General features: G+C 70.1%; 27 protein-coding genes. 15 read left to right on the forward strand and 12 right to left on the reverse strand.

Features of this window, described 5'->3' with window-relative positions; genetic code table 11:
• Positions 1-41 precede the first annotated feature (41 nt).
• Positions 42-1,451, reverse strand: coding sequence for an HNH endonuclease signature motif containing protein (locus HNR15_RS03825; RefSeq protein ID WP_179479263.1), 1,410 nt, complete (start codon positions 1,449-1,451; stop codon positions 42-44).
• Positions 1,452-1,701: 250 nt separating this feature from the next.
• On the opposite strand from HNR15_RS03825, the gene HNR15_RS03830 reads away from it, so the two are divergent.
• Complete coding sequence (locus HNR15_RS03830) at positions 1,702-2,850, forward strand: glycosyltransferase family 4 protein (RefSeq protein WP_343048409.1); 1,149 nt, start codon at positions 1,702-1,704, stop codon at positions 2,848-2,850.
• 121 nt (positions 2,851-2,971) lie between these two features.
• Here the strand turns inward: HNR15_RS03830 and HNR15_RS03835 are convergent, their stop codons facing one another.
• A complete protein-coding gene (locus HNR15_RS03835; RefSeq protein WP_179479267.1) occupies positions 2,972-3,232 on the reverse strand; it encodes a hypothetical protein in 261 nt (86 codons plus the stop codon).
• Here HNR15_RS03835 and HNR15_RS03840 point away from each other — a divergent pair.
• Entirely contained in the window at positions 3,222-3,560 is a 339-nt protein-coding gene (locus HNR15_RS03840) for a hypothetical protein (RefSeq protein WP_179479270.1), read from the forward strand. The genes HNR15_RS03835 and HNR15_RS03840 overlap by 11 nt on opposite strands.
• A 1-nt stretch (position 3,561) precedes the next feature.
• On the opposite strand, the gene HNR15_RS03845 is transcribed toward HNR15_RS03840, so the two are convergent.
• Positions 3,562-4,239 carry a 4a-hydroxytetrahydrobiopterin dehydratase gene (locus HNR15_RS03845; protein WP_218883537.1) on the reverse strand — a complete coding sequence of 226 codons (678 nt, stop codon included), beginning with the start codon at positions 4,237-4,239 and terminating at the stop codon, positions 3,562-3,564.
• Positions 4,240-4,700: 461 nt separating this feature from the next.
• Here HNR15_RS03845 and HNR15_RS03850 point away from each other — a divergent pair, with 461 nt between their 5' ends.
• Positions 4,701-6,581: a hypothetical protein gene (locus tag HNR15_RS03850; RefSeq protein ID WP_179479271.1), complete on the forward strand. Its 1,881-nt coding sequence runs from the start codon at positions 4,701-4,703 to the stop codon at positions 6,579-6,581.
• Between the two features lie 22 nt (positions 6,582-6,603).
• Here the strand turns inward: HNR15_RS03850 and HNR15_RS03855 are convergent, their stop codons facing one another.
• The 6 genes from HNR15_RS03855 to HNR15_RS03880 are packed head-to-tail and all read right to left on the reverse strand — an operon-like array spanning position 6,604 to position 11,647.
• Positions 6,604-7,053 (reverse strand): 8-oxo-dGTP diphosphatase, encoded by a 450-nt coding sequence (locus HNR15_RS03855; protein ID WP_246305882.1) that lies wholly within the window; start codon positions 7,051-7,053, stop codon positions 6,604-6,606.
• A 28-nt stretch (positions 7,054-7,081) separates the two neighbouring features.
• The gene (locus HNR15_RS03860; protein ID WP_179479272.1) at positions 7,082-7,717 is read right to left on the reverse strand and encodes a VTT domain-containing protein; all 636 of its coding nucleotides are present in this window, start codon (positions 7,715-7,717) and stop codon (positions 7,082-7,084) included.
• A gap of 9 nt (positions 7,718-7,726) precedes the next feature.
• Positions 7,727-9,100, reverse strand: a complete 1,374-nt coding sequence (locus HNR15_RS03865) for a serine hydrolase (protein WP_218883538.1) — start codon at positions 9,098-9,100, stop codon at positions 7,727-7,729.
• A complete protein-coding gene (locus HNR15_RS03870) occupies positions 9,097-9,621 on the reverse strand; it encodes a GNAT family N-acetyltransferase (RefSeq protein ID WP_179479273.1) in 525 nt (174 codons plus the stop codon). The genes HNR15_RS03865 and HNR15_RS03870 overlap by 4 nt, the downstream gene beginning before the upstream one ends.
• Complete coding sequence (gene cuyB, locus HNR15_RS03875) at positions 9,618-10,376, reverse strand: cysteate racemase (RefSeq protein WP_179479274.1); 759 nt, start codon at positions 10,374-10,376, stop codon at positions 9,618-9,620. Before cuyB ends, HNR15_RS03870 begins: the two co-directional genes overlap by 4 nt.
• Positions 10,373-11,647 (reverse strand): carboxylate--amine ligase, encoded by a 1,275-nt coding sequence (locus HNR15_RS03880; protein WP_179479275.1) that lies wholly within the window; start codon positions 11,645-11,647, stop codon positions 10,373-10,375. The genes cuyB and HNR15_RS03880 overlap by 4 nt, the downstream gene beginning before the upstream one ends.
• 63 nt (positions 11,648-11,710) lie before the next feature.
• Between HNR15_RS03880 and pcrA the strand changes: the two genes are divergently transcribed.
• Positions 11,711-14,125: a DNA helicase PcrA gene (gene pcrA, locus HNR15_RS03885; protein WP_179479276.1), complete on the forward strand. Its 2,415-nt coding sequence runs from the start codon at positions 11,711-11,713 to the stop codon at positions 14,123-14,125.
• Here pcrA and HNR15_RS03890 read toward each other — a convergent pair whose 3' ends face one another.
• On the reverse strand, positions 14,126-14,833 hold the full coding sequence (locus HNR15_RS03890; protein WP_179479278.1) for a peptidoglycan DD-metalloendopeptidase family protein: 708 nt from the start codon (positions 14,831-14,833) through the stop codon (positions 14,126-14,128). It abuts the gene before it with no gap.
• Positions 14,834-15,163: 330 nt separating this feature from the next.
• On the opposite strand from HNR15_RS03890, the gene icmB reads away from it, so the two are divergent.
• The 3 genes from icmB (at position 15,164) to sucD (ending at position 17,747) form a co-directional block, all read left to right on the forward strand.
• Entirely contained in the window at positions 15,164-15,574 is a 411-nt protein-coding gene (icmB, locus tag HNR15_RS03895) for a coenzyme B12-dependent isobutyryl CoA mutase small subunit (RefSeq protein ID WP_179479280.1), read from the forward strand.
• A 68-nt stretch (positions 15,575-15,642) separates the two neighbouring features.
• The gene (sucC, locus tag HNR15_RS03900) at positions 15,643-16,827 is read left to right on the forward strand and encodes an ADP-forming succinate--CoA ligase subunit beta (RefSeq protein WP_179479282.1); all 1,185 of its coding nucleotides are present in this window, start codon (positions 15,643-15,645) and stop codon (positions 16,825-16,827) included.
• A gap of 26 nt (positions 16,828-16,853) precedes the next feature.
• Positions 16,854-17,747, forward strand: coding sequence for a succinate--CoA ligase subunit alpha (gene sucD / locus HNR15_RS03905; protein ID WP_179479284.1), 894 nt, complete (start codon positions 16,854-16,856; stop codon positions 17,745-17,747).
• A 276-nt stretch (positions 17,748-18,023) separates the two neighbouring features.
• Here the strand turns inward: sucD and HNR15_RS03910 are convergent, their stop codons facing one another.
• Positions 18,024-19,043: a hypothetical protein gene (locus HNR15_RS03910; protein ID WP_179479287.1), complete on the reverse strand. Its 1,020-nt coding sequence runs from the start codon at positions 19,041-19,043 to the stop codon at positions 18,024-18,026.
• Positions 19,044-19,062: 19 nt separating this feature from the next.
• Positions 19,063-19,992, reverse strand: a complete 930-nt coding sequence (gene dapD, locus HNR15_RS03915; RefSeq protein WP_179479288.1) for a 2,3,4,5-tetrahydropyridine-2,6-dicarboxylate N-succinyltransferase — start codon at positions 19,990-19,992, stop codon at positions 19,063-19,065.
• A gap of 112 nt (positions 19,993-20,104) precedes the next feature.
• Here dapD and HNR15_RS03920 point away from each other — a divergent pair, with 112 nt between their 5' ends.
• The 8 genes from HNR15_RS03920 to HNR15_RS03955 are packed head-to-tail and all read left to right on the forward strand — an operon-like array spanning position 20,105 to position 26,734.
• Complete coding sequence (locus HNR15_RS03920; protein WP_179479289.1) at positions 20,105-21,076, forward strand: aldo/keto reductase; 972 nt, start codon at positions 20,105-20,107, stop codon at positions 21,074-21,076.
• A gap of 18 nt (positions 21,077-21,094) precedes the next feature.
• On the forward strand, positions 21,095-22,267 hold the full coding sequence (locus tag HNR15_RS03925; RefSeq protein ID WP_179479290.1) for a hypothetical protein: 1,173 nt from the start codon (positions 21,095-21,097) through the stop codon (positions 22,265-22,267).
• 22 nt (positions 22,268-22,289) lie between these two features.
• Positions 22,290-23,360 (forward strand): succinyl-diaminopimelate desuccinylase, encoded by a 1,071-nt coding sequence (gene dapE / locus HNR15_RS03930; RefSeq protein ID WP_179479291.1) that lies wholly within the window; start codon positions 22,290-22,292, stop codon positions 23,358-23,360.
• A 35-nt stretch (positions 23,361-23,395) separates the two neighbouring features.
• The gene (locus HNR15_RS03935) at positions 23,396-24,109 is read left to right on the forward strand and encodes an LOG family protein (RefSeq protein WP_179479292.1); all 714 of its coding nucleotides are present in this window, start codon (positions 23,396-23,398) and stop codon (positions 24,107-24,109) included.
• Between the two features lie 45 nt (positions 24,110-24,154).
• Complete coding sequence (locus HNR15_RS03940) at positions 24,155-24,457, forward strand: DivIVA domain-containing protein (protein ID WP_218883539.1); 303 nt, start codon at positions 24,155-24,157, stop codon at positions 24,455-24,457.
• 5 nt (positions 24,458-24,462) lie between these two features.
• Complete coding sequence (locus tag HNR15_RS03945; protein WP_179479293.1) at positions 24,463-24,912, forward strand: SRPBCC family protein; 450 nt, start codon at positions 24,463-24,465, stop codon at positions 24,910-24,912.
• Positions 24,909-25,493 carry a DNA-3-methyladenine glycosylase I gene (locus tag HNR15_RS03950; protein WP_179479295.1) on the forward strand — a complete coding sequence of 195 codons (585 nt, stop codon included), beginning with the start codon at positions 24,909-24,911 and terminating at the stop codon, positions 25,491-25,493. Before HNR15_RS03945 ends, HNR15_RS03950 begins: the two co-directional genes overlap by 4 nt.
• On the forward strand, positions 25,490-26,734 hold the full coding sequence (locus HNR15_RS03955) for a hypothetical protein (protein WP_179479297.1): 1,245 nt from the start codon (positions 25,490-25,492) through the stop codon (positions 26,732-26,734). The genes HNR15_RS03950 and HNR15_RS03955 overlap by 4 nt, the downstream gene beginning before the upstream one ends.
• Positions 26,735-26,737 lie beyond the last annotated feature (3 nt).

A 26,737-nucleotide genomic window follows, 5' to 3' on the forward strand; every position in this document is an offset into this window, starting at 1 on the left:
GTTCCGTGCGGCCTGCAGGCGGCCCGGGAGGAAGCTGCGCCTCAGGTGATGTGGGCGTGTCCGCCGCGGGTGGCTGCTGGTTCACGGCCGGGTCGGGTGGGCATGAGTCCTGGGGTGAGGTTCCAGGTGACGCCGGTGGGTGTGGCGGTGGCGATGAGCAGATCGCGGTGCACGATGGTGTGGTGGCGGGCGCAGAGCAGTGCTGCGTTGGTGAGTCTCGTTTCGCCGCCGGCCCACCAGGGCCTCACATGATGTGCATCGCACCAGTCCGGTGGTCGGTCGCAACCGGGAAAGGTGCAGTGCTGATCCCGATGGATGATCGCCGTTCTGAGCCCACCGGTGAAGAGGCGTTTGGCCCGTCCGACGTCCAAGGGTTCGGACTCACCACCCAGAAAGACTGGAATCAGGTCGGCGTCGCAGGCGAGTCGGCGCAGAGTGCCGGCGTCGAGGTGCTCGCCGTCGGTGGTGCGTCCGATGCCTGGCAGGTACGTCGGCGCCGATCTGGTTTCTTGCGAACCGTTTTCGCTGAGATCGTCGAGCCGGCCTGCGTTGCGAAGGCCCTCGTAGAGGGTGTTGTAGTCCAGGGTGACCAGGATCTTCGCGGTGCCGCCGAACTCCCCGACCGGCCGCGGGCTGGTGCCGTCCAGCACACCGGCGGCGGTGTCGACCAGTCGCACCAGGGCATCCGCACGCCGTTTGGCCGGACTACGAAGATCGCGCTCCTGCGCATCATTATCGGTCACCGTTGGTGCGGGCGCAGAGAGCGCGCCTAGGGCGTGTTTGACCATGGCGGCGTGCCCGCTCGAGAGTTCGGCGACGAACCGGGTCAGCCCACTGGGCAGGTCGGCCCAGAAGACCGATTCGCAGTCCTGCTGGCGTTCTTCATCGCGGACCAGGCGTTCGGGGGCGTATTCGCCCAGGATCCGGGTGCTGAGCTGCCGCAATGTGCGAGACCCGTGGTCGGACAACGACAGGTAGCGACCGAGCAGGTCATCGCGGTCGGCGGTCGGGAGCTGCGGCAGGATCCGGGGCACTTCCCGCAACGCGACCGCCGCCGTGAGCACACTGGCCGACCCATCGGCCAGCGCCTCGGCGACCACCTTGTTGCGCGGGTCCGCACAATCGACTCCCACCATCCCGACCCGACGTACGACGGTCGGTTCGACACCGGCTGCTTGCCGAGCCACCCACGCGGGAGCGCCGGTGGCGGTGGAGTTGGCGACGGTCCCACGACCGAGGGCGTCGGCGGTGGCCAGGGCGGCGACGTTCTCCGCGCGGGAGCCGATCCGCAGCATGCCCCCGACGACCTCACCCAGGGCTGCTTCATCCAACTGCCACAACGCGCCAGGCCACTCATCCAACGCGCTGTTGAAGTCGCCGAGCAGGGCCATCAACCGGGCACCAGCACCCGGCCCAGCGGGACGATGCGTATCGGTCGTCGACTGCGCCATGTCCCCTCCTGGGCTGATGACGGCACCCTTGCCATCTACCCTGAATCATACGCGTGTTCGACACCGTTAGCAAGAGTGAATATGGCGAATCTGCCTGCAGATGTTGATTATTCGAGCATCGGACATCCACATCTCCCTCCGCCGTGGTGGGGTTTCCGGGTTCATCCACACCCCGCCGCACACCGGTTGAAACGCGACTTGAGGATCGGTGTCAGCGGGCACCCCCCGGGCGCATGGGATCGTGGGCGGCGTGAAGGTGGCTCTCCTGTCGGACTGTTATCTGCCCCGGCTCGGGGGGATCGAGGTCCAGGTGCACGACCTGGCGCGCCATCTGCAGGCGGCCGGGCACGAGGTGGAAGTCTTCACCGCGACCATCGGCCCAGCGCACCTGCGCATCGGCACCGACCGGCTCGACGGGATCCCCGTGCACCGGCTCGCGATCACGCTGCCGAAGGACTTCCCGATCAACCCGTTCGCGCCGCGCACCCTGCGGCACATGCTGCAGGCGGGCCGTTTCGACGTCGGGCACGCGCACATGGGCGTCGTCAGTCCGTTCGCCATGGACTGTGTGCGGGTGACGCAGGGTCTCGGACTGCCGACCGCGGTCACCTGGCACTCGGTGCACGGCCGCTCCGCGGACTGGATCGGGCTCACCGGATACGTCCGTCGGTGGGGCGCGCGAGGCGCGGCGCTTTCTGCAGTGTCCACCGTCGCGGCGGCGCCGATTCAGCGGATGGCGGGCCCGGGGTACCCGGTGCACCTGTTGCCCAACGGCATCGAGGGATCCGACTGGGCGCCCGGCACTCGTGAGGACGACGGGGTGATCCGAATGATCTCGGCCATGCGCCTGTCACGTCGTAAGCGACCGCTGGCCCTGCTGGAACTGGTGGACGAGGTACGCCGGCGGGTGCCGGAGCGCGACGTACGCCTGGAGATCCTGGGCGACGGCGAGCTGCGGCCCCGGTTGGAGCGGCGGGCCGCCGAACTCGATGCGGGGGAGTGGTTCAACGCTCCGGGTCGGATGACTCGCAAGCAGCTGCGCGAGCGATACCTCGCCTCGGACGTCTACATCTCGCCAGCCACCTTCGAGGCGTTCGGGATTGCCGCCCTGGAGGCGCGTACGACGGGGCTGCCGGTCGTGGCACCGCGTCGCAGTGGGGTCTCGACGTTCATCGCACACGGCGTCAACGGGTTGCTCGCGGGCAACGACCTGGGGATGGTCGAGGCGCTGGTCCGCCTGGTGAGTGACGACCGGCTGCGGCGACGGATCACCGAGCACAACACGGCGCAGCAGCCGCTCGAGTCCTGGCCGTCGGTGGTCGAACTGGTCACCGCGGAGTACCAACGAGCACAACGGCTGGAGCGCCGGCGCCGCGATCTGCAGATCGCCACCCGCTGACCGCCGAAGACGGCATCGACGTATCCAGGTCTCGTTTGCGCATCGCTCACAACCGATCGTCACTGTCGGGCGTCTTCCTACGTGAGTCTCCGACGAGATCGCAGACACACTCACCAGGGCGTTATCTCATGTACAGCACTCGCCAACGTTTCTTGGTCGCCGCACTCGGAGGCGTCACCGCCGCCGCGGGCGGAATTGTCGTGGCCAGCACCAGCCAGGCCTCGACATCGACCCCGTCGCCCACGACAGTGTCGCCGACTTCGTCACCGTCGCCCGTTTCGTCGTCGTCTTCGCGGGTGACAGTGCCGATGACTGCGGCTGCAGCGTCGTGCACCTCGACCAACATCCGACTGCGGCAGCACACCAGCTGGGTGACCATCACCGCCCCCGAGGGTGTCGGCACCCGCACCTATCAGCTCGCCGTGTCTGCCGCGCAGGACAGCCCCGCCACCATCGCCGAGCCGAGCGTCCGGCTCGATGCCGGTCGGACGAAGACGGTCCGGGTGAGTTGGCCCGCCGACTTCGGCTGGCTGGTCATCACCGTCAACGGAGGCACCCTGCACGGCGCGCTCCTGAGCAACGCGATCTACCAAGAGGGCCCGGACAGCGCACCCGACCCGAAGCTCTACACCGACTGTTCGTCAGCCGCGAACCCCGGCCAGCCGCCCGCGCCCTCACCGGTGACCACCGCACTGGGCGTCACCGGCTGACCTACTCGCGGCCCTGCCAGGTGGTGAGGCACGCGCGGTTGCCCTGCGGGTCGGCGAGCACCCAGAACGCCGGCGCCGCGGTGTCGTCGACCAGCTCGCCGCCCGCCTCGATGGCGGCGGCGATCCGGTCGTGCACCACCTCAGGGGGGATGCGGAGGTCGAGGTGCCAGCGCTGGCGCGGCACGTCGTGGGCTTCGGTGGGCTGGAACCAGATCGACGCGCGACGCCCGGTGGCGTCGTGCAGCTGGATCTCGCCCCAGGCCTGCACCGTGTCGTAGTCGAGCAGGGCCGCCCAGAACGGCCTGATCTCGGCCTCGTCGGCCGAATCCAGGGCGAGTTCGAGCACGCTGGTGCGCTCCGGGTGCGGGATGGCTCCCGCGGCCCGGGCCGATTCGCTGATGGCCCGGGCCAATGCCACATCGCGCGAGGTCACCCCGTCGACGTCGTGACTGATGAGCCGGACGTCGAGCCGGCCGTAGGCCAGGTCGAGGTCGGGATGGTGGTCCATCTCCTCGGCGACCCGTCCGATGGCGTTCACAAGCCCGACCGCGGTGACGAAGTCGCCCGTGTCGAAGCTGGCATGCAGCCGGTCGATCAGCATCCGCCAGTCGGGCAGGCCTTCACGCTCCACCTCCCCTTCCGTCAGCGTGCGCTTCGGGTCAGGAGTGGTCGCACTCACGGGCCGTCACCTTCTGTCGATCGAGTGATGGTGCGGGGCTCCCCAGCAGGTGCCGTCGCGCTCGCGATTGTGGCACCGGCCTCCGACTGCCCGCGGGCATGCATGTCAGAAAGTGACCACCGCAGTTACTGCGTCAATTCCAGCAGCGCCTTGTACCCTCCGGCGAGGCCACACGAAGAGGGGGCCGTCGGGGCTGATATTTCGGGGGTAGTCAAGTAAGCCGCATAGTGCGTTGGGCACTGAGTTCGATGACCGTTGTGGCACTGACGGTGCTGGGGGCGGTTCCCGCCCAGGCATCGCCCGCGGCCAGGGGTCGATCGATGGGGCCGGGAGCGGCGTCGTCGGCGACATCGGCGCCCAGGTTCGTGCCCCTCACGCCTGCCCGGATCCTGGACACCAGGTCCGGGAGGGAGCCGGCGGCCGGGTCGACCACTACGGTGTCGGTGACGGGACGTGGTGGGGTGCCAGCATCCGGTGTGGCGGCGGTCATGGTGAACGTGACCGCGGTCGGCCCCGCCCGGAGCGGATTCCTCACGACGTTCACGTTCGGGACGTCTCGGCCATCCACGTCGACGCTGAACTACGTGAAGGGCCAGACGATCGCGAACCAGGCGATCGTGAAGCCGTCCTCGGCCGGGGGATTGTCGTTGTTCACCTCGGCGAGCACGCACCTGCTGGTGGACGTCACCGGCTACTACCCGACAGGAGCGGCGTACAACGCAGTGACCCCCACGCGGTTGCTCGACACCAGGTCGCAGGGTGAGTCGGGAGCCGACTCAGATGCCACGGTGTCGGTGGCAGGACATGGAGGGGTGCCTTCCTCTGGTGTGGCGGAGGTCGTCGTCAACGTGACCGCAGTCGGCCCCTCCCGCAGCGGGTACGTGTCAGCATTCTCAGCAGGGTCCCTGTCGACGGGCACGTCGATCTTGGACTACTCGGCGGGGCAGACCGTCGCAGGTATGGCGATCGTGGAGGTCGACTCGGGGGCCGCCTACCAACTGAGGGTGTACTCCTCGGCGAGTGCGTACCTGCTGGTCGACGTGCTCGGCTGGATACCCACGACCAGCGACTACGCGCCGCTGTCGCCTACGCGGATCGTCGACACGCGCTCGGGCCTCGGTGCGCCCAGGGCGCGGGTGCCCGCAGGTAAGACGGTGACCTTGCAGGTCACCGGACGCGGTGGAGTGCCCGTCACCGGAGCGACCGCGGTCGAGGTGACCCTCGCCGCCGTATCGCCCTCTGCTCGCGGATATCTCAGCGCCTACCCCGCGGGCTCCGACGTCCCGTCCACCTCCACGGTCAACTACTCCGCCGGGGGGACGATGGCCAACTCCGCCACTCTCGGACTCTCCAGCACAGGGCAGTTGACCGTCCACTCGTCCGCGTCGACCGACCTACTTCTCGACATCGTCGGGTACTTCTCCGCTCCCACCGACACACCTCGAGCGGCCCTGACCTGGAGCGCCACCGCCACCGTCGATCCCCTCGACCCGCGCATGTACAACATGCGCTCGGTGTCCTGCCCGACCAGCACGTTCTGTGCCGCCGTCGACGACGACGGCAATGCGCTGACGTACGACGGAACCACGTGGACCGCCCCCACCCGTGTAGACCCCGACGGCGGTTTGATGTCGGTGTCCTGCCCCACCCCCACGTTCTGTGCCGCCGTCAGCTTCCGCGGGCACGCGGTCACCTACAACGGGAGCACCTGGTCAGCACCCGCGACCATCGATACGGACACCAACGACAACCTGGAGTCGGTGTCCTGCCCCACTACAACGTTCTGCATCGCGGTCGATCAGTACGACAACACCGTCACGTACAACGGAACCACGTGGACGGCGCCGAAGCGCACGTCGAGTCCCGAGGGCGCCGGACTGCTGTCGGTGTCGTGCCCGATCAGGACGTTCTGCGTCGCGCTCGACGAGACAGACCACGTGGTCGCCTTCAACGGGAGCACTTGGACCGCCAGGCGACTCATCGACGTCAACGGCGGCAACCTCAGGTCGGTGTCCTGCCCCACCACCAGATTCTGTGCGGCGGTCGACTTCTTCGGGAGCGTGTTCACCTTCGACGGGACCAGCTGGTCAGCGCCGACGAGCATCGACCCCCACCCCAGCAACCCCAGCCTCGAAGGGATGCGCTCGGTGTCCTGCCCCAGCAGCACGTTCTGCGCCGCTGTCGACTCCACCGGGCACGTCTTGACCTTCGACGGGACCAGCTGGTCAGCACCCACGAGCATCGACCCCGGCGGCGGAGACCTCTGGTCCGTGTCCTGCGCGAGGGCTGCCTTTTGCGCCGCGGTCGACAGCACCGGGCAGGTGATCTTCGGCCGAGCCTGACCGCCGGCTCGGGAGTCTGTGCTCAGGCGGGATCGAGGGGCTGCAGGTCGGCGTGTTGCACGGTCTCGTTGTCGGGTGCGTAGACGAACCTGCCCTGCAGACGTTCACCGTCCAGGACGCGCGCCAGCCAGTAGCGGTCGTCGTCCCACATCCGGTCCAGCGGCAGATCCCGCACGGGGCACCACCACGGAGCCAGCTCCGAGCTGGGAGTGAGCGCGCCGGTGTGCGTCGTGCTGGTGAAGACCTCCAACCGCAGATCCCATGCGGGTCGGGCGGGGAAGGTGAATTCGAGGCGGGCACACAGCGTGGCGTCGTGGACGGCGAGTCCGGTCTCCTCGTGCGTCTCGCGCACGGCGGCGGCCAGGGGCGACTCGCCGGGCTCCACGTGACCGCCCGGTGCGACGACCCGGCCCGCACCGAAACCGGTCAGCTTCTCGCCGAGCAGCAGATCCTCTCCTCGCCGCAGCAGCATCAGGCACATCTCGATCACGGCGAGGGCGTCAGTCGGCGGCGCGGCGCAGCTCGGCGTACTCCTGCACGTTGCGTTCCAGGCGGCGGCGCAGGAGCGTCGAGGCGATGATGCCGAGGAAGATGGCGACGGCCAGGCCGGCGTAGGAGAAGTTCTTCAGGTAGGTCTCGGCCGCCGCCCCCAGGTAGTAGACGAGGTACGCCGTCCCGCCCGCCCAGCAGATCGCGCCCAGCACGTTGGCGGGCAGGAAGCGCGTGTAGTGCATCCTCAGCGACCCGGACAACGGGCCCGCGAAGATGCGCAGCAGCGCCACGAACCGGCCGAAGAAGACCGCGACCACGCCGTACCGCTGGAAGACGTGCTCGGCGTAGGCCAGCACGTCGGCGTTGACGTGTTTGGGGAAGCGGCGTTCCAGCCAGCCGAAGAGCCGGTCGCCGTAGCGGTGCCCCAGGCCGTAGCCGATGGAGTCGCCGATGGCAGCACCCAGCACGGCGGCGAGCGCGATCGCGAACGGTCCGGCGGAGATCTTGTGCTGGGAGGCCGCCAGCGCGGCGGCGACCAGCACGATCTCGCCGGGGAACGGCACACCGATGCTCTCGACGAAGACCACGAGTCCCACCAGCAGCAGCACCACGAGGGGCGGGATGGTGGTCAGCCAGTGCTGCACGCGCGCCCCTCAGTGCCAACCGGCGGGGTCGGTGCCGCCGGGGATGTCACAGTCCGGATCGTACGGGGCGCGGGTGAAGCGGAAGGTGCCGAGGTCGAGGTACGGCGCGTGCGAGGGTCCCGCGTCTCGGCGGAGCACCCGCAGCCGCTCGCCGGCGAAGTACTCGTCCAGCCCGGTCCAGGTGTCGGGGGCGCTGGGCACGAACCGGGACCCGCGCCCACCGCCTTCCGGTGCCAGCTCGAGTTCGCCACCCGGGAGGGCACGCAGGCGGTAGGGACGCGGACCCCAGTACCAGCGACCCTCGATGTCCCCGGCGACCGTGCCGGTGTCTGCCGGGACTGTCGGAGCCGCCGCCGCTCGCGTCGACGGCACCTGGTCGGCCACGTCGAGCAACGAGGTCGCCAGCGTGTCGCCGAAGCCGGCCGTGGAGTTGCAGAGGACGGCGACGCCGACGCCCCGTCGGGCATCCACCCGTACGGCGCCTACGAACCCGGGCATGGACCCGCCGTGCCCGACGTACCGCACAGCACCCCGGGCGATCACGTCGAGGCCGAAACCGTAGGCACGCGACCACGATCGGCCCGGCACGTCGTCGACCAGCGCGGGCACCTGCATGCGGCGGCGCAGGGTGTCGTCCAGCACGTCGGCGTGACCGTCGGCGAGGAAGATCCCGAGCCGCGCGAGGTCGCCGACCGTGGACCACAGCTGACCCGCCGGCGCCATGGCTGCGCTGTCGTGGGCGGGCTCGGCGTGCAGCAGATCGGCGTCGGGATGCACGGCGAGACCCGGCGCGGAGCCCGGCCCGGCGTCGTACGTCGTGCGGTCCATGCCCAGCGGCAGGAGGATGTCGTCGCGCACCAGGTCCCACCACAACCGACCGTCCAGCCGCGCTGTCAATTCGCCGAGGATCGCGAAACCGCTGTTGGAGTAGTGGAATCGGCCGATCAGATCGTCGTTGCGTCGCAGTTGGGGGACCAGTTGCTCCCACCTGCGACCCGGGCTGCGTTCCCACCAGGGACCCACGGGCTCGGCGAGCAGGCCTGAGCCGTGGGTGAGGAGTGCTCGCACGGTGACGGAGCCGATCTCGGGCGGCAGCTCGGTCAGCACTCGACCGACCGGGTCGTCCAGGGAGACACGTCCGGCCGCCACCTGCTGCAGCACTCCGATGGCCGTCAGGGTCTTGGTGATCGAGCCGATCCGGTACGCCGTGTCGGGCGTCGCGAGCGCACCGCCCGAGCGCCCGGTGACCCGGCCGCAGGCCCCCGACCAGACGACGTCGCCCTGTCGGAAGAGCGCCGCCGCGATCGACGGGCACCGCGACGATCCCTGTGCGGCAACGAGTTCGGCGTCCAGCAGGTCGCGGACGGTGTCGGGCAGGCTCACGTCGCGATCCAGTAGCGGCGGCGGACGCCGGCCATCCGCTCGAAGACGCCCCCGCAGCCCTCGATGGTGCGCCGCGAGGCGATGTTGTCCTCGTCGCAGGTCAGCAGGACCCGCGCGATGCCGAGCGCGGCGGCCCGGAGCAGTGCTGCGCGCAGGGCAGCGGACGCGACGCCGGTGCCCCGGGCGGACGGACGCACTCCGTAGCCGATGTGGCCGCCGTACTCGCGCAGGAAGTCCGTCTCGATGTGATGCCGCAGCGCGAGCGACCCGAGGACGATGTCGGGTGCGGAGTCGTCGACGATCCAGTACGTCGTGCACGGCACCCAACCGTCGGGCAGCCCGACACCGCTTTCCGCGTCCGTGAAGTACCGCACGATCTCGGAATCGGTTGTGCGTGAAAGGAACTCGTCGCGGTCGGACGGCAGCCCGTAACCGTGCAGAACGGCACCAGCCGGGAAGTCGCTCGCGCTCGCCCGCCACGCTTCGGCGAGCTCGACGGTCGGCCGGACGAGCTCGATCACCGGCGCGGCGTACGGCCCGCGCGCAGCACCGTCGCGCGAGCCAGCGTCTCGACCGAGTCCACGATGTCGGCGCGCTCGCGCCACCCCTGGTCGTCGTAGACCACCGACAGCTCGGTGCAGCCCATCACCACGACACCGGCACCGTCGGCGCGCAGTTGCTCGACCACACCGAGCAACCCCTCGACGTCCACCGGGCCGCCTGCCTTCACCCCGTCGTAGATGACGGACATGACCAGCTTCTGCTGCTCGTCCGACGGCAGCACGACGTCGGCGCCGAGCCGCTCCAGCGCCCGCTGGTAGACCCCGGCAGCGCGGGTGCCGTCGGTGGCGAGCACGGCGACGCCGGCCCCACCCGCGGCCCCGGCGGCGGCACGGGCGGTCTCCTCGACCACGTCGACCACCGGCAGGCCGCTCGCGGCGGTGATCTCGTCGACGAAATGGTGCGCGGTGTTGCACGGGATCGACACGAATGCCGCTCCGAGAGCGGCCAATCGGGTCGCGTCGCGCGCCAGGCCGGGACCGGGATCGGTGGCGTGGTCCGGGTCGAGGATGTATGCCGTCCGGTCCGCTGTCGTGCTGTGGTCGAGCACCACCAGATCGAGGTGGTCCTGATCGCGAACGGCCGGGGTGAGGTCGACCACCAGCTTCAGGAAGAGCGCGGTGGCGGCCGGTCCGAGTCCGCCGATCACGCCCACCACCGGCTGCGACCACGCCGGATCGGCGTCGACGCGCAGATCGGGCGGGAGCGCCGTCATATCAGGGCCTTCGGCTCGGGGTAGTGCTCGCGGTACTTGCGCACGTAGTTGGCCTGGTTGGCCGCGATCCATGCCCAGCGCCGCGGATGGCGCTCGGCCTTGTAGAACCACGGGTTGGTCACCTCACCGGCCTTCACGGCCCGGTCGAAGGAGGGGCGCACCGCAGGGTCGGTCACGTAGCGCTGCAGCAGCCGCAGCGGGATCGCGGTGAAGACGTGCTCGTGGCTCGCCTCGAGCATCGGTCGGTCGGACAGGTCCTGCCCGCGCACCCATTCGTCGACGTAGAGCTGCACGGTGTTGAAACCGGCCGCGGTGATGTAGAACGACGTCCCGCCGAGCCGCGGGTTGAGCTCGAAGAAGACCGTCCTCCCCGTGCGCGGGTCGAACTTCATGTCGAAGTTGGCGTAACCGCGCCAGCCCACGTGCTCCAGCAGCCGGGTCGCGTGCGCCACGGCCTCGTGGTCGGTGCCGGTGAGGATCGCCGCGGGGATGCCGAGCGTCTCGGGGGAGTGCTCCTCCAGCAGCACCCGGCCGTACGCCGCGAACTTCACCTGACCCTGCTTTTCGACGTAGCAGGTGAGCAGCCGCATGCCCTGGTCGTCGCCGGGGATGACGTCCTGCAGGATGAACTTGTCGCGGTAGCCGGCGCCGTGCAGCGCGTCGATCAGCGCCCGCAACTCGGCGGCGTCGGCGGCCGAGTGCACCTTCTTCTTGCCCGGGAAGGTGACTGCGGCGTACGCCTCGGCGTTGGAGGGCTTGGCGATCACCGGGAAGGTGAGGGCCGCCATCGCCCGCGTGAGGTCGGGGCGCTCGCCGACGTCGTAGACCACGGTCTGCGGGTGCGGGATGTCCAGCTCGGCGCACAGGTCCGCGAAGTTCTCCTTGCGGCTCAGGCGGTCGATCAGCTCCGGCTCGGCGTACGGGATGACGTAGAGATCCTCCAGCCGGTGCTTGATGCGCGCCAGCACGCTCACCACGTGGTCGGTCGTCGCGAGCAGCAGCTTCTTCTCCGGCCCGATCCGGGTCGCGAGCGCGCGCAACTCGGTGACCAGCCCCTCCGGGTCCTGCAGGCTCGGCACGATGTGGTGATCGATGAGGGAGCTGTGGGCGACCGGTCCGCCGAGCATCGTGGAGACCACGAGCGTGCGGTAGCCGTAGCCGAGGTCGAAGGACCGCGCCAGGCTGTAGCCGAGCCGGTCACCACCGAGGACGACGGGTGCGAACTCCTGACCGGCGAGCAGCCGGTCGGCCGCGCTAGGGGTTTTCGGCATGGGCGGCAGCCTAACCGCGGGCGAAGGGGGCGGTCGGTGGCGGCACGTATCCTGAACGGCGAGATGAGCAGCCTGTTCGACGACCTCCCCCTGCCCGGAATGTCCCCGTCGCAAGCGGGCGCCACGACACCCGTCACGACCGTCCACGAGCGCTCGCGCGACGTCGACGAACGCGGTGTGCCCACCTGGGCGAGCCTGTCGCCGACCGGCTCGGGCACGAACGCCGGGCCGGGCCGCCTGAGCGGCGAACAACTGCTCGAAGGACTCAACCCGCAGCAGCGCGAGGCTGTCCTGCACCACGGGCCGCCGCTGCTGATCGTGGCGGGCGCCGGATCGGGCAAGACCCGGGTGCTGGCCCACCGGATCGGCTACCTGCTGGCCGAGCGCGGCGCCCAGCCCGGGCAGATCCTCGCGATCACCTTCACCAACAAGGCCGCCGCCGAGATGCGCGAGCGCGTCGAGACCCTCGTCGGCCCGGCCGCCCGGGCGATGTGGGTCTCGACCTTCCACTCCGCGTGCGTGCGCATCCTGCGCCGGGAGGCCACCAAGGTCGGGCTGAAGTCGACGTTCTCCATCTACGACGCCGCCGACAGCCAGCGGCTGATGGCGCTCGTGCTGCGCGACCTCGACCTGGACATCAAGCGCTACCCGCCGCGCTCCTTCACCCACCAGGTCAGCAACCTCAAGAACGAACTGGTCGACGAGGAGACCTACGCCGCGCGCGTCGCGGAGGGCAGCCACCAGGACCGGATGGTGGCCGAGGCGTACGCGTCCTACCAGCGCCGCCTGCGGCAGGCCAATGCCCTGGACTTCGACGACATCATCATGATGACCGTCAACATCCTGCAGGCGTTCCCGGACGTCGCCGAGCACTACCGGCGTCGCTTCCGGCACGTGCTGGTCGATGAGTACCAGGACACCAACCACGCGCAGTACACCCTGGTGAAAGAGCTGGTGGGACACGAGGTCCTCGACGATGCCGTGGGCGCGGTGCCGCCCGCGCAGCTGTGCGTCGTCGGTGACGCCGACCAGTCGATCTACGCCTTCCGCGGCGCGACGATCCGCAACATCGTGGAGTTCGAGCAGGACTACCCCGACGCGCGGACGATCCTGCTGGAGCAGAACTACCGCTCCACCCAGAACATCCTGGCGGCCGCCAACTCGGTGATCGCCAAGAACCCCGACCGCCGGCCGAAGAACCTGTGGACCAGCACAGGCGACGGCGCCGCGATCGTCGGGTACGTCGCGGACTCCGAGCACGACGAGGCCGCGTTCGTCGCGCGCCAGATCGACGTGCTCGGCGACGAACAGGGCGTCAAGCCCAAGGACGTCGCGGTGTTCTACCGCACCAACGCCCAGTCCAGAGCGATCGAGGAGGTGTTCGTCCGCGTCGGGCTGCCCTACAAGATCGTCGGCGGCACCCGCTTCTACGAACGCCGCGAGGTCAAGGACGCGCTCGCCTACCTGCGAGTGGTGTCCAACCCGCTCGACACGGTCAATCTGCGCCGGATCCTCAACGTGCCCAAGCGGGGGATCGGCGACCGTGCCGAGGCGTGCGTGAGCGCGCTCGCCGAGCGTGAGCGCATCCCGTTCGTCGCCGCGCTGGGACAGGCCGCGGACGCGCCCGGGATCGCCACGCGGTCGGTCACCGCGATCCAGGCGTTCACCACTCTGCTGGAGGGCCTGCAGACCACCCACCAGTCGGCCGGCGGCGTCGGCGAGCTGCTCGAGGCGATCCTCGACCGCTCGGGCTACCTCGCCGAGTTGCGCGCCAGCCACGACCCGCAGGACGAGACCCGCGTCGAGAACCTGGCCGAACTCGTCGCCGTCGGAAGGGAGTTCGACGACAACTACCCGGAAGGCTCTCTGGAGGACTTCCTCGAGCAGGTCTCGCTGGTCGCCGACAGCGACGAGATCCCCGACGACGTCGAGGACCAGGGCGTCATCACGCTGATGACCCTGCACACTGCCAAGGGTCTGGAGTTCCCGGTCGTCTTCCTGACCGGCATGGAGGACGGCACCTTCCCGCACCTGCGCGCGCTCGGCGATCCGCAGGAGTTGGAGGAGGAGCGCCGTCTGGCGTACGTCGGCATCACCCGGGCGCGCGAGCGACTGCACCTGTCGCGGGCCGAGGTGCGCTCGGCCTGGGGTGCGCCGCAGTACAACCCGCCGTCGCGCTTCCTGGACGAGATCCCCGGCCACCTCATCGAGTGGGCGCGGGTCCAGACGACGTCGACCAGGCCGTCCTCGACGCCGGCGGTGGCGCGTCTGGCCGCACGGCCGGGCGTACGAAGCCCCGGCAACCGGCCGGTCATCTCACTGGACGCCGGCGACCGGGTCACCCACGACTCGTTCGGGCTCGGCACGGTCATCCGTGTCGAGGGGCAGGGCGAGCGCTCGATGGCGCACATCGACTTCGGCGGGGACACCGGGGTCAAGCGGCTCCTGCTGCGTTACGCGCCCGTGACGAAGTTGTGACTAGAAGATGTGGTGCGCCTTCAGCCACGGCGCCGGGTCGACCGGCGTGCCGTTCAGGTGTATCTCCAGGTGCAGGTGCGGACCGGTGGAGTGACCGGTGTCGCCGGACCGGCCGACCACGTCGCCCATCGAGAGGCGCTCGCCGACGGTGACGGCGATGTAGGACATGTGCGCGTAGACGGCGTGGACACCGTCACCGAGGTCGAGCTCGACCCGGTTGCCCATCCCCCCGTAGGGGCCCACCGCGACCACGGTGGCGTCGTGCAGTGCGTGCAGCGGGGTGCCGACCGGGGTGGCGAAGTCGTCGCCCAGGTGCTGCGTGCCCCAGCGGCCGCCGAAGGGCGAGGTGAACCTGCCACCGCAGCCGGCGATCGGGCAGGTCCACGGGCTGAGCACGGGCTGGGCCTTGGCGGCCGGCTTCGCGGCGCGCTTCGCAGCGAGCCTGGAGGGAGCGGCCGTGCGCCGAGGCGTCGGCTTCGTCGACTTCGCAGCGGCCTTGCCGCTGGGCGTGCTCGACGGCGCAGGGGTGCTGCGGACGGTGGAGCGCGACACCGGTCGCGCACCGCGCAGCAGATCGGCGTGATCCGGTCCGGGCTGTGAGGCCGTGGCTCGTGAGGTGGCCGCCGCGACGGCGACGCGGTCACCCAGCGACATCGCGGGCGCCGTGCCCGAGTCGATCGTCGAGGCGCCGGCGGCGCCGGCCGCCACCACGGTGACCGTGATGGCAGCAGCGGACGGAAGGGTGACCCGGCTGACCAACCGCGACGAGGCGTGGCGGTGCGCTCCGGTCCGTGGGGAGGGGGCAGCGGTCGAGGGGGCACCTGCACGATGCCGGCCGACAGGACGACTCACGTTGTTCTACTTCCGCATTCGACGGCCCGGGGCTGCACTCCAGTCGGGCGTGCGCCGCAGGACATCGTCCGGCCAAGACGCTACTTGACCGTATCGTGACCTTTCCGTGACCTGAAATCGAGGCTGTGGATAACGGTGGTGAGATGCGTCTCACTCCCCGCGCGGGCGCGCCGCTACGCTGCGCGGATGACCACCACAAGTGATCGCCCACTGCGGATCGTCGTCGCCAAACCCGGGCTCGACGGACACGACCGCGGAGCCAAAGTCGTCGCCCGGGCCCTGCGGGACGCCGGTATGGAAGTCATCTACACCGGGCTGCACCAGACCCCGGAGCAGATCGTGGAGGCCGCGATCCAGGAGGACGCGGACGCCGTGGGTCTGTCCGTGCTCTCCGGCGCGCACATGACGCTCTTCGCGAAGGTGACGGCCCTGCTGAAGGACCGCGACGCGCAGGACATCGTGGTGTTCGGCGGCGGGATCATCCCCGAGGAGGACATCCCGCAGCTGGCGGAGCTCGGGGTCGCCACCGTCTTCACGCCCGGCGCCACCACCGGCGAGATCGTCGGCTGGGTGCGCGCGCACGTCGGGGTCGCCTGAGCACCACCCCTGCGCGGGGATACAGTCCGAGGCGGCATATTTTCTAGGACGTTGAGGACGGCTCAGACGTGGATCTGTTCGAATTCCAGGCGCGCGACATGTTCGAGGCACACGGCGTGCCGGTGCTCGCGGGCAAAACCATCACCGACGCGGCGCAGGCCGAGCAGGTCGCCCAGGAGATCGGTGGCGGTGGAGTCACCGTCGTCAAGGCGCAGGTCAAGACCGGCGGGCGCGGCAAGGCCGGCGGCGTGAAGGTCGCCAAGACGCCGGCCGAGGCCACGACGTACGCCGAGCAGATCCTCGGCATGGACATCAAGGGCCACACCGTGGGCACCGTGATGATCGCTCAAGGCGCCCAGATCGAGCACGAGTACTACTTCTCCGTGCTGTTGGACCGCTCCAACCGCACCTACCTGGCGATGTGCTCGGTCGAGGGCGGCATGGAGATCGAGCAGCTCGCCGTCGAGCGGCCCGACGCACTCGCGCGAATCGCCGTCGACCCCATCGTGGGCATCGACGAGGCCAAGGCACGCGAGATCGTCCAGGCCGCCCGGTTCGACGAGGAGACCGGCGCCAAGGTCGCGCCCGTGCTCCAGAAGCTGTGGGAGGTCTACCGCGACGAGGACGCGACGCTGGTCGAGGTCAACCCGCTCGTGCAGACCGCCGACGGCGCGATCGTCGCCCTCGACGGCAAGGTGACCCTCGACGACAACGCCGACTTCCGTCACCCGGACCACCAGGCGCTGCAGGACCGGTCGGCTGCCGACCCGCTCGAGGCGCAGGCGCACGAGAAGGGCCTCAACTACGTCAAGCTCGACGGCGACGTCGGCATCATCGGCAACGGCGCGGGCCTGGTCATGTCGACCCTGGACGTCGTGGCGTACGCCGGCGAGAAGGTCACCAACCCCGCCGGCGCGCACCCCAAGCCCGCGAACTTCCTGGACATCGGTGGCGGTGCGTCGGCCGAGGTGATGGCCAACGGCCTCGGCATCATCCTGGGCGACCCGCAGGTCAAGAGCGTCTTCGTGAACGTCTTCGGCGGCATCACGGCGTGCGACGCGGTCGCCAACGGCATCGTCGGCGCGCTCGACACCCTCGGTGACGGCGCCACCAAGCCGCTCGTCGTACGCCTCGACGGCAACAACGTGGTGGAGGGTCGGCGCATCCTGGCCGACCGCAACCACCCGCTGGTGACCATCGAAGAGACCATGGACGGCGCCGCGGCCAAGGCCGCCGAGCTCGCCGCACGCTGACTGACGTAGAGGACGGAACACTCGTAATGGCAATCTTTTTGAACGCCGACTCCAAGGTCGTCGTGCAGGGCATGACCGGCTCCGAGGGTATGAAGCACACCACCCGGATGCTGGCCTCGGGCACCTCGATCGTCGGCGGCGTCAACCCGCGCAAGGCGGGTCAGCAGGTCGAGTTCGACGGTGGCAAGAGCGTGCCGGTCTTCGGCACGGTCGCCGAGGCGATGAAGGAGACGGGCGCCGACGTGTCGGTCGTCTTCGTGCCGCCGGCCTTCGCGCGCGCCGCCGTCGTGGAGGCCATCGACGCCGCCATGCCGCTGGTCGTCGTCATCACCGAGGGCATCGCGGTCAAGGACACCGCGGAGTTCTACGCGCACGCCGTGGCGTCGGGCACCACCCGCATCGTCGGGCCGAACTGCCCCGGTCTCATCAGCCCCGGGAAGTCCAACGCCGGCATCATCCCCGCGGACATCGCGGGGGCGGGTCGCATCGGTCTGGTGTCCAAGTCGGGCACGCTGACCTACCAGATGATGTACGAGCTGCGGGAGTTCGGCTTCTCCAGCGCGGTCGGCATCGGCGGCGACCCGATCATCGGCACCACCCACATCGACTGTCTCGAGGCGTTCGAGAAGGACGACGAGACCGACGCCATCGTGATGATCGGCGAGATCGGCGGCGACGCCGAGGAGCGCGCCGCGGCGTACATCAAGGACCACGTCAGCAAGCCGGTCGTCGGCTACGTGGCCGGGTTCACCGCACCGGAGGGCAAGACGATGGGCCATGCCGGCGCCATCGTCTCCGGATCGTCCGGCACCGCGGCCGCCAAGCAGGAGGCCCTCGAGGCAGCGGGCGTCAAGGTCGGCAAGACGCCGTCCGCGACCGCCGACCTGATGCGCGAGATCATGAAGGGCCTTGCCAAGTAAGGCGACTCACGCACTGTGAGGATGCAGTCGGCCGGTCACCCGCGGGGGTGACCGGCCGTCGTGCATCTGGGCTTGCGTCGTTCGGGGCCGAGCGGCCCGGAAGGAGGGCCGGCGCGGGGGATCGGTGCTCGTCTGGGGCCGAGCGGGCCAAGACGCGGGCTCGGGAGGGTGAGGACGCGTCGTTCGGGGCTGAGCGGGCCGAAACGAGCGGTGGGCGTGGGGGATCGCCGCGTCGTTCGGGGCCGAGCGGGCCGGAAGGAGGGCCGGCGCGGGGGATCAGCGGCCGGCGAGCGTGATCCGCACGCTGGTCGCCGACCCGGCCGACCTGCTCGCGCCGATCCACTTCGCGCCGTCACGGCCACGATGGCGCTTCCACTCCCGATCGCCGACGGTGACGCTGGTGATGCCCTCGGCGTCGGCGTGGGTGACCGCCCACGCGGCGACAGCCCAGGCGCGGTCGGTGCTGCGGGCGCGGAAGGTGACGTCCGAGGTGCCCGCATTTGCCTGCAGACCCGTCTGATTCGCGATCTTCGACACCACCGCCGCGGGGGTGGAGGAGGTCTTGGCCGGGTCGAGACGGCAGGTCACCTTCTCCGGTGCGCCGCCGTCGAGGGAGGCGGTCAGCACCTGACCGGCCGACACGTGGTCCGCGTACGCCGTGGGAACCCCCGAGCGCTGCACCTCCTGAGCCGCGACCTCGACGGCCTGCGCCTGCCAGCCGTCGATGCTGGTCAGCCGGTTGTAGAAGGCGGTGCTGGACTGCACCGGATCGAGGATCTCGGCCTGGGTGCCCCAACCCTGGCTGGGCCGCTGCTGGAAGAGCCCGAGGGAGTCCCGGTCGCCGTAGGTGAGGTTGCGCAGTTTGGACTCGGTGATCGAGGTCGCGACGGCGACCTGCGCGGCGCGTGGCTCCAGGCCCAGCTTCATCGTGCCGACGTCGACGATGGTCGCGGCGTTCGCGGCCTGTTCGGGGGAGTAGTCGAAGCTGCCGTTCGCGGTGAACTGGCACGTGGGTGAGCCGAAGTTGTCCAGCAGATGCTGGTAGCCGTAGTACGCGCCACCGGCCACCGCCGCCACGAGCACGATCGGCACCAGGCAGCCGGCGGTCCACCCGCAGCCGCGCCGTCGGCGGGGTGCGTCGTGGAAGTCGAAGTGCGCCACGGGATCGTGGGGATCCACGTCGTGGTCCCAACCGTGCGCGTCATCGGGCTCGTGTGAGGCGTCGAGGTGATCGTCGTACAACCCGTCGAACTCGCGGTCGTGGGCGTGCGGATCCTTCTTCTTGCGGAATGGCATGTGGGGGACGGTGGCTCTTTCAGTTCTGGTGCAGTACGTCGTTGAGGGCGATGCCGTGACCCTGGCGACCCCGGCATCGGACGACGCCGGTGGTGGAGTCGCGCAGGAAGAGCATCGAGGAGCGCCCGGACAGATCGCGGGCCTTGACGACCGAGTCGTCGTCGAGAGTGACCTTGGTGCCCGCGGTGACGTAGAGCCCCGCTTCGACCACGCAGTCGTCGCCGAGGGAGATACCGACCCCGGCCTGTGCTCCGATGAGACAACGCTCGCCGATGGACACCCGTTCCTTGCCGCCGCCCGACAGCGTGCCCATGATCGAGGCGCCCCCACCGATGTCACTGCCGTCGCCGACCACCACGCCCTGCACGATGCGGCCCTCCACCATCGAGGTGCCCAGCGTGCCGGCGTTGAAGTTGCAGAAACCCTCGTGCATGACCGTCGTGCCCGGCGCCAGGTGCGCACCCAGCCGGACCCGGTCGGCGTCGGCGATCCGGACGCCCGACGGCACGACGTAGTCGGTCATCCGCGGAAACTTGTCGACGCCGTAGACATGCACGGGCCCGTCGATCTTCAACCGCATCCGGGTCTCCTCGAACCCCTCGACGGGGCAGGGACCCGCGCTGGTCCAGACCACGTTGGACAGCACCCCGAAGAGCCCGTCCAGGTTGATCGAGTTCGGCCGCGCGAGCCGGTGGGACAGCAGGTGCAGGCGCAGGTACGCGTCGGGCACGTCGGCGGGCGGCGCGTCCAGGTCGACCTGGGTCGAGACCGTCGCGGTCTTGACCCTGCGCGCGATGTCGTCGCCTGCCAGCGCGGCGAGGCGGGCCGGCGTGGAGTACGGGTCGTCCGCGGGCGCGTCACCGAGCTGGGGGGTGGGGTACCAGGTGTCGAGGACGGTGCCGTCGTACGTCGTGGTCGTGAGGCCATGACCCCAGGCGCTGCGCGTCATGGCCCCAGGGTAGGTGAGCGACCTGTCGTATCAGCCCGTCCCGGACGCGGGGCCGGTGCGTGTCGGCGTACGGTCGCATAGAAAAGCGAACCGACGGCGAGGAGCGACAGTCATGAAGTACACCCGACTGGGTACGACGGGCCTGCAGGTTTCCCGGATCGCGCTGGGCTGCATGAGCTACGGTGAGCCGCAACGTGGAGCGCACCCCTGGAGCCTGGACGAGGAGACCAGCCGGCCGTTCTTCCGGCAGGCGATCGAGGCCGGAGTCACCTTCTTCGACACCGCCAACGTCTACTCCGCCGGGTCCAGCGAGGAGATCACCGGTCGCGCGCTGAAGGACTTCGCCCGCCGCGAGGAGGTCGTCATCGCGACCAAGCTCAACGGCCGGATGGGCCCGGGACCGAACGGCGCGGGCCTCTCCCGCGGAGCGGTGATGACCCAGATCGACGAGAGCCTGCGACGACTCGGCACCGACTACGTCGACCTCTACCAGATCCACCGCTGGGACCCCGAGACGCCGATCGAGGAGACGGTCGAGGCGCTGCACGACGTCGTGCAGTCGGGGAAGGCGCGCTACGTCGGCGCCTCCTCGATGTGGGCGTGGCAGTTCGCCAAGGCGCTGCACGTCGCCGATGCCAACGGCTGGACCCGTTTCGTGACCATGCAGGACCACTACAACCTGCTCCAGCGCGAGGAGGAGCGGGAGATGTTCCCGCTGCTCGCCGACGAGGGCGTCGGGTCCATCCCCTGGAGCCCGCTGGCCCGCGGCAAGCTCACCCGCGACTGGGACGCCACCAGCACGCGTAGTGAGACCGACGAGTTCGGCAAGTCGCTCTACCGCGACGAGGACCGCACGATCGTCGACGAGGTGGCCAAGGTCGCGGACGAGCGCGGGGTCACCCGCGCGCAGGTCGCGCTCGCGTGGGTGCTGCGCAACCCCGTGGTGAGCTCGCCGATCGTCGGAGCCACCAAGGCCGCCCACCTCGACGACGCGATCGCGGCGGTCGACCTGGAGCTCACCGACGCCGAGTGCGATCGTCTCGAGGCGTCGTACACGGTGCGGGAGCCCGCCGGCTCTAGCTGATCTGCGACCCTGGCGCACGTGTCCGTCCGTCAGGTGCTGCGCACCCACCCGGTGCTCACCGCATGCGTCGGGTACGTCGTGCTGCGCGCGATCTCGGCGCTGGTCATCATCTGGGTCGGCCAGCACGCCTACCACCACCCGTCGCGCGACTACTTCGGTGTCGCCACCCAGTGGGATGGCCAGTGGTACCGCCGGATCGTCGATCACGGCTACCCGGCCACGCTGCCGCATCGCCCGGACGGGTCGGTGGCCGAGAACGAGTACGCGTTCCTGCCGCTCTACCCCGGGCTGATCCGCGCCCTGATGTGGGCGACCGGCGGATCGTTCGAGGTCGTCGCCACGACCCTCAGCCTGGTGCTGGGCGTCGCGGCGACAGGGATGCTGGTGGTCCTGCTGCGGCGGTTCGTCGGACCGGCGGCCGCAGCGGTCGCGGCCATCCTGTGGGCCGCGAGCCCGGCGTCGCCGACCCTGCAGATGGCCTACACCGAGTCGCTGGCGATGCTGCTGCTCGGCGCCTTGCTATGGGCACTCACGCGCGAGAAATGGCTCATAGCAACGGTTCTGGCGCCTGTGGTGGGTCTGGCGCGGCCACTCGGGCCGCCGTTGATCGTCGCCGCACTGGTCGCGGCGTGGCTGCGGTGGCGCGCCCGCGCGGACCGTCCACTCCTGCGCGGCGAGCGCATCCGGATCGTGGCGATGGTGGTGGTCACGGCGCTCGCAGGGTGGATCTGGGCGGCGTACGTCGGGTGGCGCACCGGCGTGCGCAACGGCTACGTCCTCACCGAGCTCGCCTGGCAGTTCACCGACAAGGCGCACCCGTTCGGCTCGCTGCTCAGCCAGCTGAACCGGGTCGTGCCCACCCCCGTCAGCGTCGCGATCGCCGTGGCCGTCGGTCTCGGCATCCTTGCGCTGGCGCTCGGACCCTGGGCGCAGCGTCTGGGCTGGGTCCTGCGCATCTGGGTGGTCGCCTACCTCGGGTACATCGCGGCGGCCGCTCTGGTCAACGCCAGCGTCGTGCGCTACCTGCTGCCCGCCTTCCCCCTGGCGGTCGTCCTCATCGGCGCCGGCCGCGCCCGACCCAGCAGGCGCCAGGGGGCGCGCGCGATCGGATGGTGTCTGGCATTCGTGATCCTGCAGGTCGTCTGGGCCTGGGGGGTGTTGCGTGGGCCGGGCTTCGGCGGCGCACCGTGACCGATGGGACAGGATGAGGCCCATGCCGATCCACACGCTCGACCTGACCCGGGACGTGGTCACCCTCACCGCCGATCTGTGCGACATCGCTTCGGTCAGCACTCAGGAGCGTGCGATCGCCGATGCGGTCGAGGCCGCGCTGCTGTCGCTGCCGCACCTGGACGTCGTGCGCGACGGCAACGTGGTCGTCGCCCGCACCGAACTCGGCCGTGACGAGCGGGTGGTGCTGGCGGGTCACCTGGACACAGTCCCGCTGACCGATCCGCCCAACATCCCCGTACGACGCGTCGACGGGATGCTGGTGGGTCGCGGCACCACCGACATGAAGGGTGGCGTCGCGGTGCAGCTCGCGCTGGCGGCGCGGGTGCCCGATCCGTCGCGGGACGTCACCTTCATCTTCTACGACTGCGAGGAGATCGAGGAGGAGTTCAACGGCCTCAAGCGCATCGGCGAGCAGCAGCCCGACCTGCTCGACGCCGAGTTCGCAGTGCTGCTCGAACCGACCAACGGCGGCATCGAAGGCGGCTGCAAGGGCACCCTGCGGGTCGACGTCGTGACGAAGGGGATCTCGGCGCACTCCGCGCGACCGTGGAACGGGCACAACGCGATCCACGACGCGGGCGACGTGCTGGCGCGGCTCACGGCGTACGAGCCGGCGACCGTGCAGGTCGACGGCCTCGACTACCACGAGGCGCTCAACGCCGTGGGCATCAGCGGCGGCATCGCCGGCAACGTGATCCCCGACGTGTGCACCGTCAGCGTCAACTACCGCTTCGCCCCCGACAAGTCCGCGGAGGAGGCGCTGGCCCATGTGCAGCAGGTGTTCAGCGGGTACGACGTGACGCTGGGTGACTGCGCGATCGGCGCCCGACCCGGACTGGACCAGCCCGCCGCCCAGGCGTTCGTCGACGCGCTGGGGCTACCCGTCGTGGCCAAGGAGGGCTGGACCGACGTGGCCCGGTTCGCGGCGCTGGACATCCCGGCGGTGAACTTCGGTCCCGGTGATCCGAACCTCGCGCACACCGACGACGAACGGTGTCCCGAGCAGCAGATCGAGGACGCGTTGGCAGCGCTGACCCGGTGGCTGGCGTGAGCGGGCGGCGTACGCACCGCAAAGGTGCGAGCACGATGCGGGGCAAGTACCTGCCCGCGACGACGACCGACCAGCGTCTGCTCGACAAGGACCAGGACACCGACTGGGTGCACACCGACCCGTGGCGGGTCATGCGCATCCAGGCGGAGTTCGTCGAGGGCTTCGGCACCCTCGCCGAGCTGGGCCCGGCGATCAGCGTCTTCGGCTCGGCCCGGCTGAAACACGGCTCGGACCTCTACGCCATGGGCGAGGAGGTCGCGCGGCTGCTCGTCGACGCGGGCTACGCGGTGATCACCGGCGGTGGACCCGGCGCGATGGAGGCGGCCAACAAGGGCGCGCACGAAGCGGGCGGCACCAGCGTCGGGCTCGGCATCGAGCTGCCCTTCGAGTCCGGCCTCAACGACTACGTCGACCTGGGCGTGAACTTCCGCTACTTCTTCGTGCGCAAGACGATGTTCGTGAAGTACGCGCAGGGGTACGTCGTGCTGCCCGGCGGTTTCGGCACGCTCGACGAGCTGTTCGAGGCCCTCACCCTGGCCCAGACCCAGAAGGTGACCAGCTTCCCGGTCGTCCTCATCGGGCGGTCGTTCTGGGAGCCGATGATCGAGTGGCTCGGCACCACCGTGCTGGAGCACGGGATGATCGCCGCCAGCGACGTCGCACGCCTGCAGGTCGTCGACACCGCGGCCGAAGCGGTGCAGGCGATCGTGAAGGAGAACGCGGTCATCGCCGCGAGCCGCCCGGAGTAGCCGCGGCGGGGAGTCGGCGCCGGGTCCGCCGGATAGTCTGGCGCGGTGACGATCTTCCTGCTGGTGCTCCTCGTGCTGCTGGTGGGTGCCGTGCTCGCAGGCATCGCCGGCTGGTTCGGCGGCCATATGGACGAGCCGACCGCGACGACGCCCTACATTGGTCTGCCCGAGGGCCGACTCGCCGTCGAGGACGTGGAGTCGGTGCGCTTCGACCAGACCCTGCGCGGCTATCGGATGGGTCAGGTGGACGACGTGCTCGACCGACTGGTCGCGGCGCTGGGGGAGCGGGACGACGAGATCGCCCGGCTGCGCGCCGAGGCCTCCGCGCCACGCCAGCGGCGGGACTGAGACCGATGGCCGTCATCCGCATGACGCGCGACACGACCGCCTCCGCCGACGCCGTGTGGGCGGTTGCCTCGGACTGGTCGCGGCACGGGGACTACTTCCCGCTGACCCGGATGTCGGTCGGCGACGAGCCGGCCGGGGTGGGGCAGCACTTCACCGCGACCAGCCGGCTCGGTCCGCTGGCGATGCCCGACCCGATGGTGGTCACCGAGTGGGATCCGCCGCGGGACGGTGGGCCAGGATCGTTCGCCATCCGCAAACTGGGCAAGGTCCTCGCCGGCACGGTGTCCTTCACGGTGACGCCCACGCCGACCGGGTCGCAGCTGACCTGGGTGACCGACGTCCGGCCGGCGCCCGCGCCGCTCGCCGCGGTCAGCAGACCGGTCAGCCGCCCGATCAGCCGTGCCCTCTACGCCGGAGTGCTGAAGAAGATCGTCGCGGCCGCGGAGGCGCAGTGACATCCGACGGGGTGATCGTCGGGGACGACGGGTTGGCGCGCTGCGCCTGGGGATCCATCCCGGACTACCTCACCTACCACGACACCGAATGGGGTGTCCCGGTGCACGGCGAGCGCGCTCTGCTGGAGCGGATCACCCTCGAGGCGTTCCAGTCCGGGCTGTCGTGGCTCACGATCCTGCGCAAGCGGGAGGGATTCCGCGCCGCGTTCGCCGGTTTCGACCCGCAGGTCGTGGCGGCGTACGACGACGCGGACGTCGAGCGGCTGCTGCAGGACACCGCGATCGTGCGCAACCGCCGCAAGATCGAGGCGGCCCGCGCGAACGCCCGTGCCACCCTGGCGCTGCGCGAGCGCGGCGGTCTCGATGAGCTCTTCTGGTCGCACTCGCCCGCCACGCATACCCCACCGGCCCGGCTCGCCGACGTCCGCGCGACTTCCCCGGAGTCGGTGTCGCTGGCGAAGGAGCTGAAGAAGGCGGGCTTCGCGCACGTCGGGCCCACCACGATGTACGCCGCCATGCAGGCCTGCGGTGTGGTCGATGACCACCTGCGTGACTGTCACCGAGCCGCGGCGAGCGCATGACCGCACTGCTGGCACCCCGCGCCGTCGCACGCGCGCGCGCCGACTGGCGGATCCTGGCCGACCGTCGCCTGGTGCCGCTGGTGGTGCTCGGGTACCTGGTCTGCCGGGCGTTCTCGACCGTCCTGATGATCTGGCTGGCCCGTCATCAGCCGCCCGCCGGCGTGCCGGGCGGCGTCTCCGGCGGCCACGCGACGTACTGGGACGAGACCCGGATGTGGGACGGGCGGTGGTACCAGGAGATCGCCGCGCACGGGTATCCGCATCACCTGCCGGTCGGTCAGGACGGCAAGATCGCGCAGAACGCCTGGGCGTTCCTGCCGCTCTACCCGCTCGCCGTGAAGTGTCTGATGCTCGTGACCGGAGCCTCGTTCGCGGTGGCCGGTTCCCTGCTGTCACTGGTGCTCGGCGGCGCCGCGGTAGCGGTGATGGCCGTGCTGCTGCGCGACCGGATCGGCGCGCCGGCCGCGATCGCCAGTGCGGTGGTCTTCAGCGCGCTGCCGCCGGCGATCACCCTGCAGATGACCTACACCGAGTCGCTGGCCCTGCTGGTGCTGATGGGCTTCCTGCTGGCGCTCGAGCGTGAGCAATGGGCCGTTGCCGCCGTCCTCGCGCTCACCATGGGCCTGACCCGTCCCATCGCCGCGCCGATGGTGCTGGTCGTCCTGGCCGTAGCCGTCTCAAGGTGGCGCGAGCGGCGCATCCGGCCGGTGCGGGGCAGCGACTGGGTCGGTATGTCGGCGGTGGCAGCTGCGGGCGTGGTGGGGGCGCTGTTGTGGGCGCAGATCGCCGGTCGGGTGACCGGCGTCCGGTCGGCGTACTTCGACACCCAGGGCGCCTGGCGCGCCGACGGGGTCGTCTTCTTCGTGCCCTGGGTGCGCAACTTCGAGTTGCTCTTCGGCCAGGTCGGGGCGGTCATCGTCCTCGTGGCGCTGCTCGCGACGTTCGTGGTGATGGTCACCGGGTCATGGGCGCGCGCGCTCGGACCGGTGCTGCTGGGCTGGACCGTGGCGTACGCGGCGTACCTGGTCGCGACCGTCGACGTGTGGACCAGCACCTACCGCTACGCGATGTTCCTCTTCCCGCTGGTGCCCGTCACGCTCGGCGTCGGATGGATGCGCCGCGAACGCCGCGTCCTCGTCCCGCTGCGGTGCGCGGTCTTCCTGCTGCTCTCGCTCGGCTGGCAGGTCTGGTGGGCCTGGACGCTGCTGCGTTTCGTTCCGCCCGTCGGCAACCCGATCTGAACC

The organism is Allobranchiibius huperziae (assembly GCF_013410455.1).
Classification (GTDB): domain Bacteria; phylum Actinomycetota; class Actinomycetes; order Actinomycetales; family Dermatophilaceae; genus Allobranchiibius; species Allobranchiibius huperziae.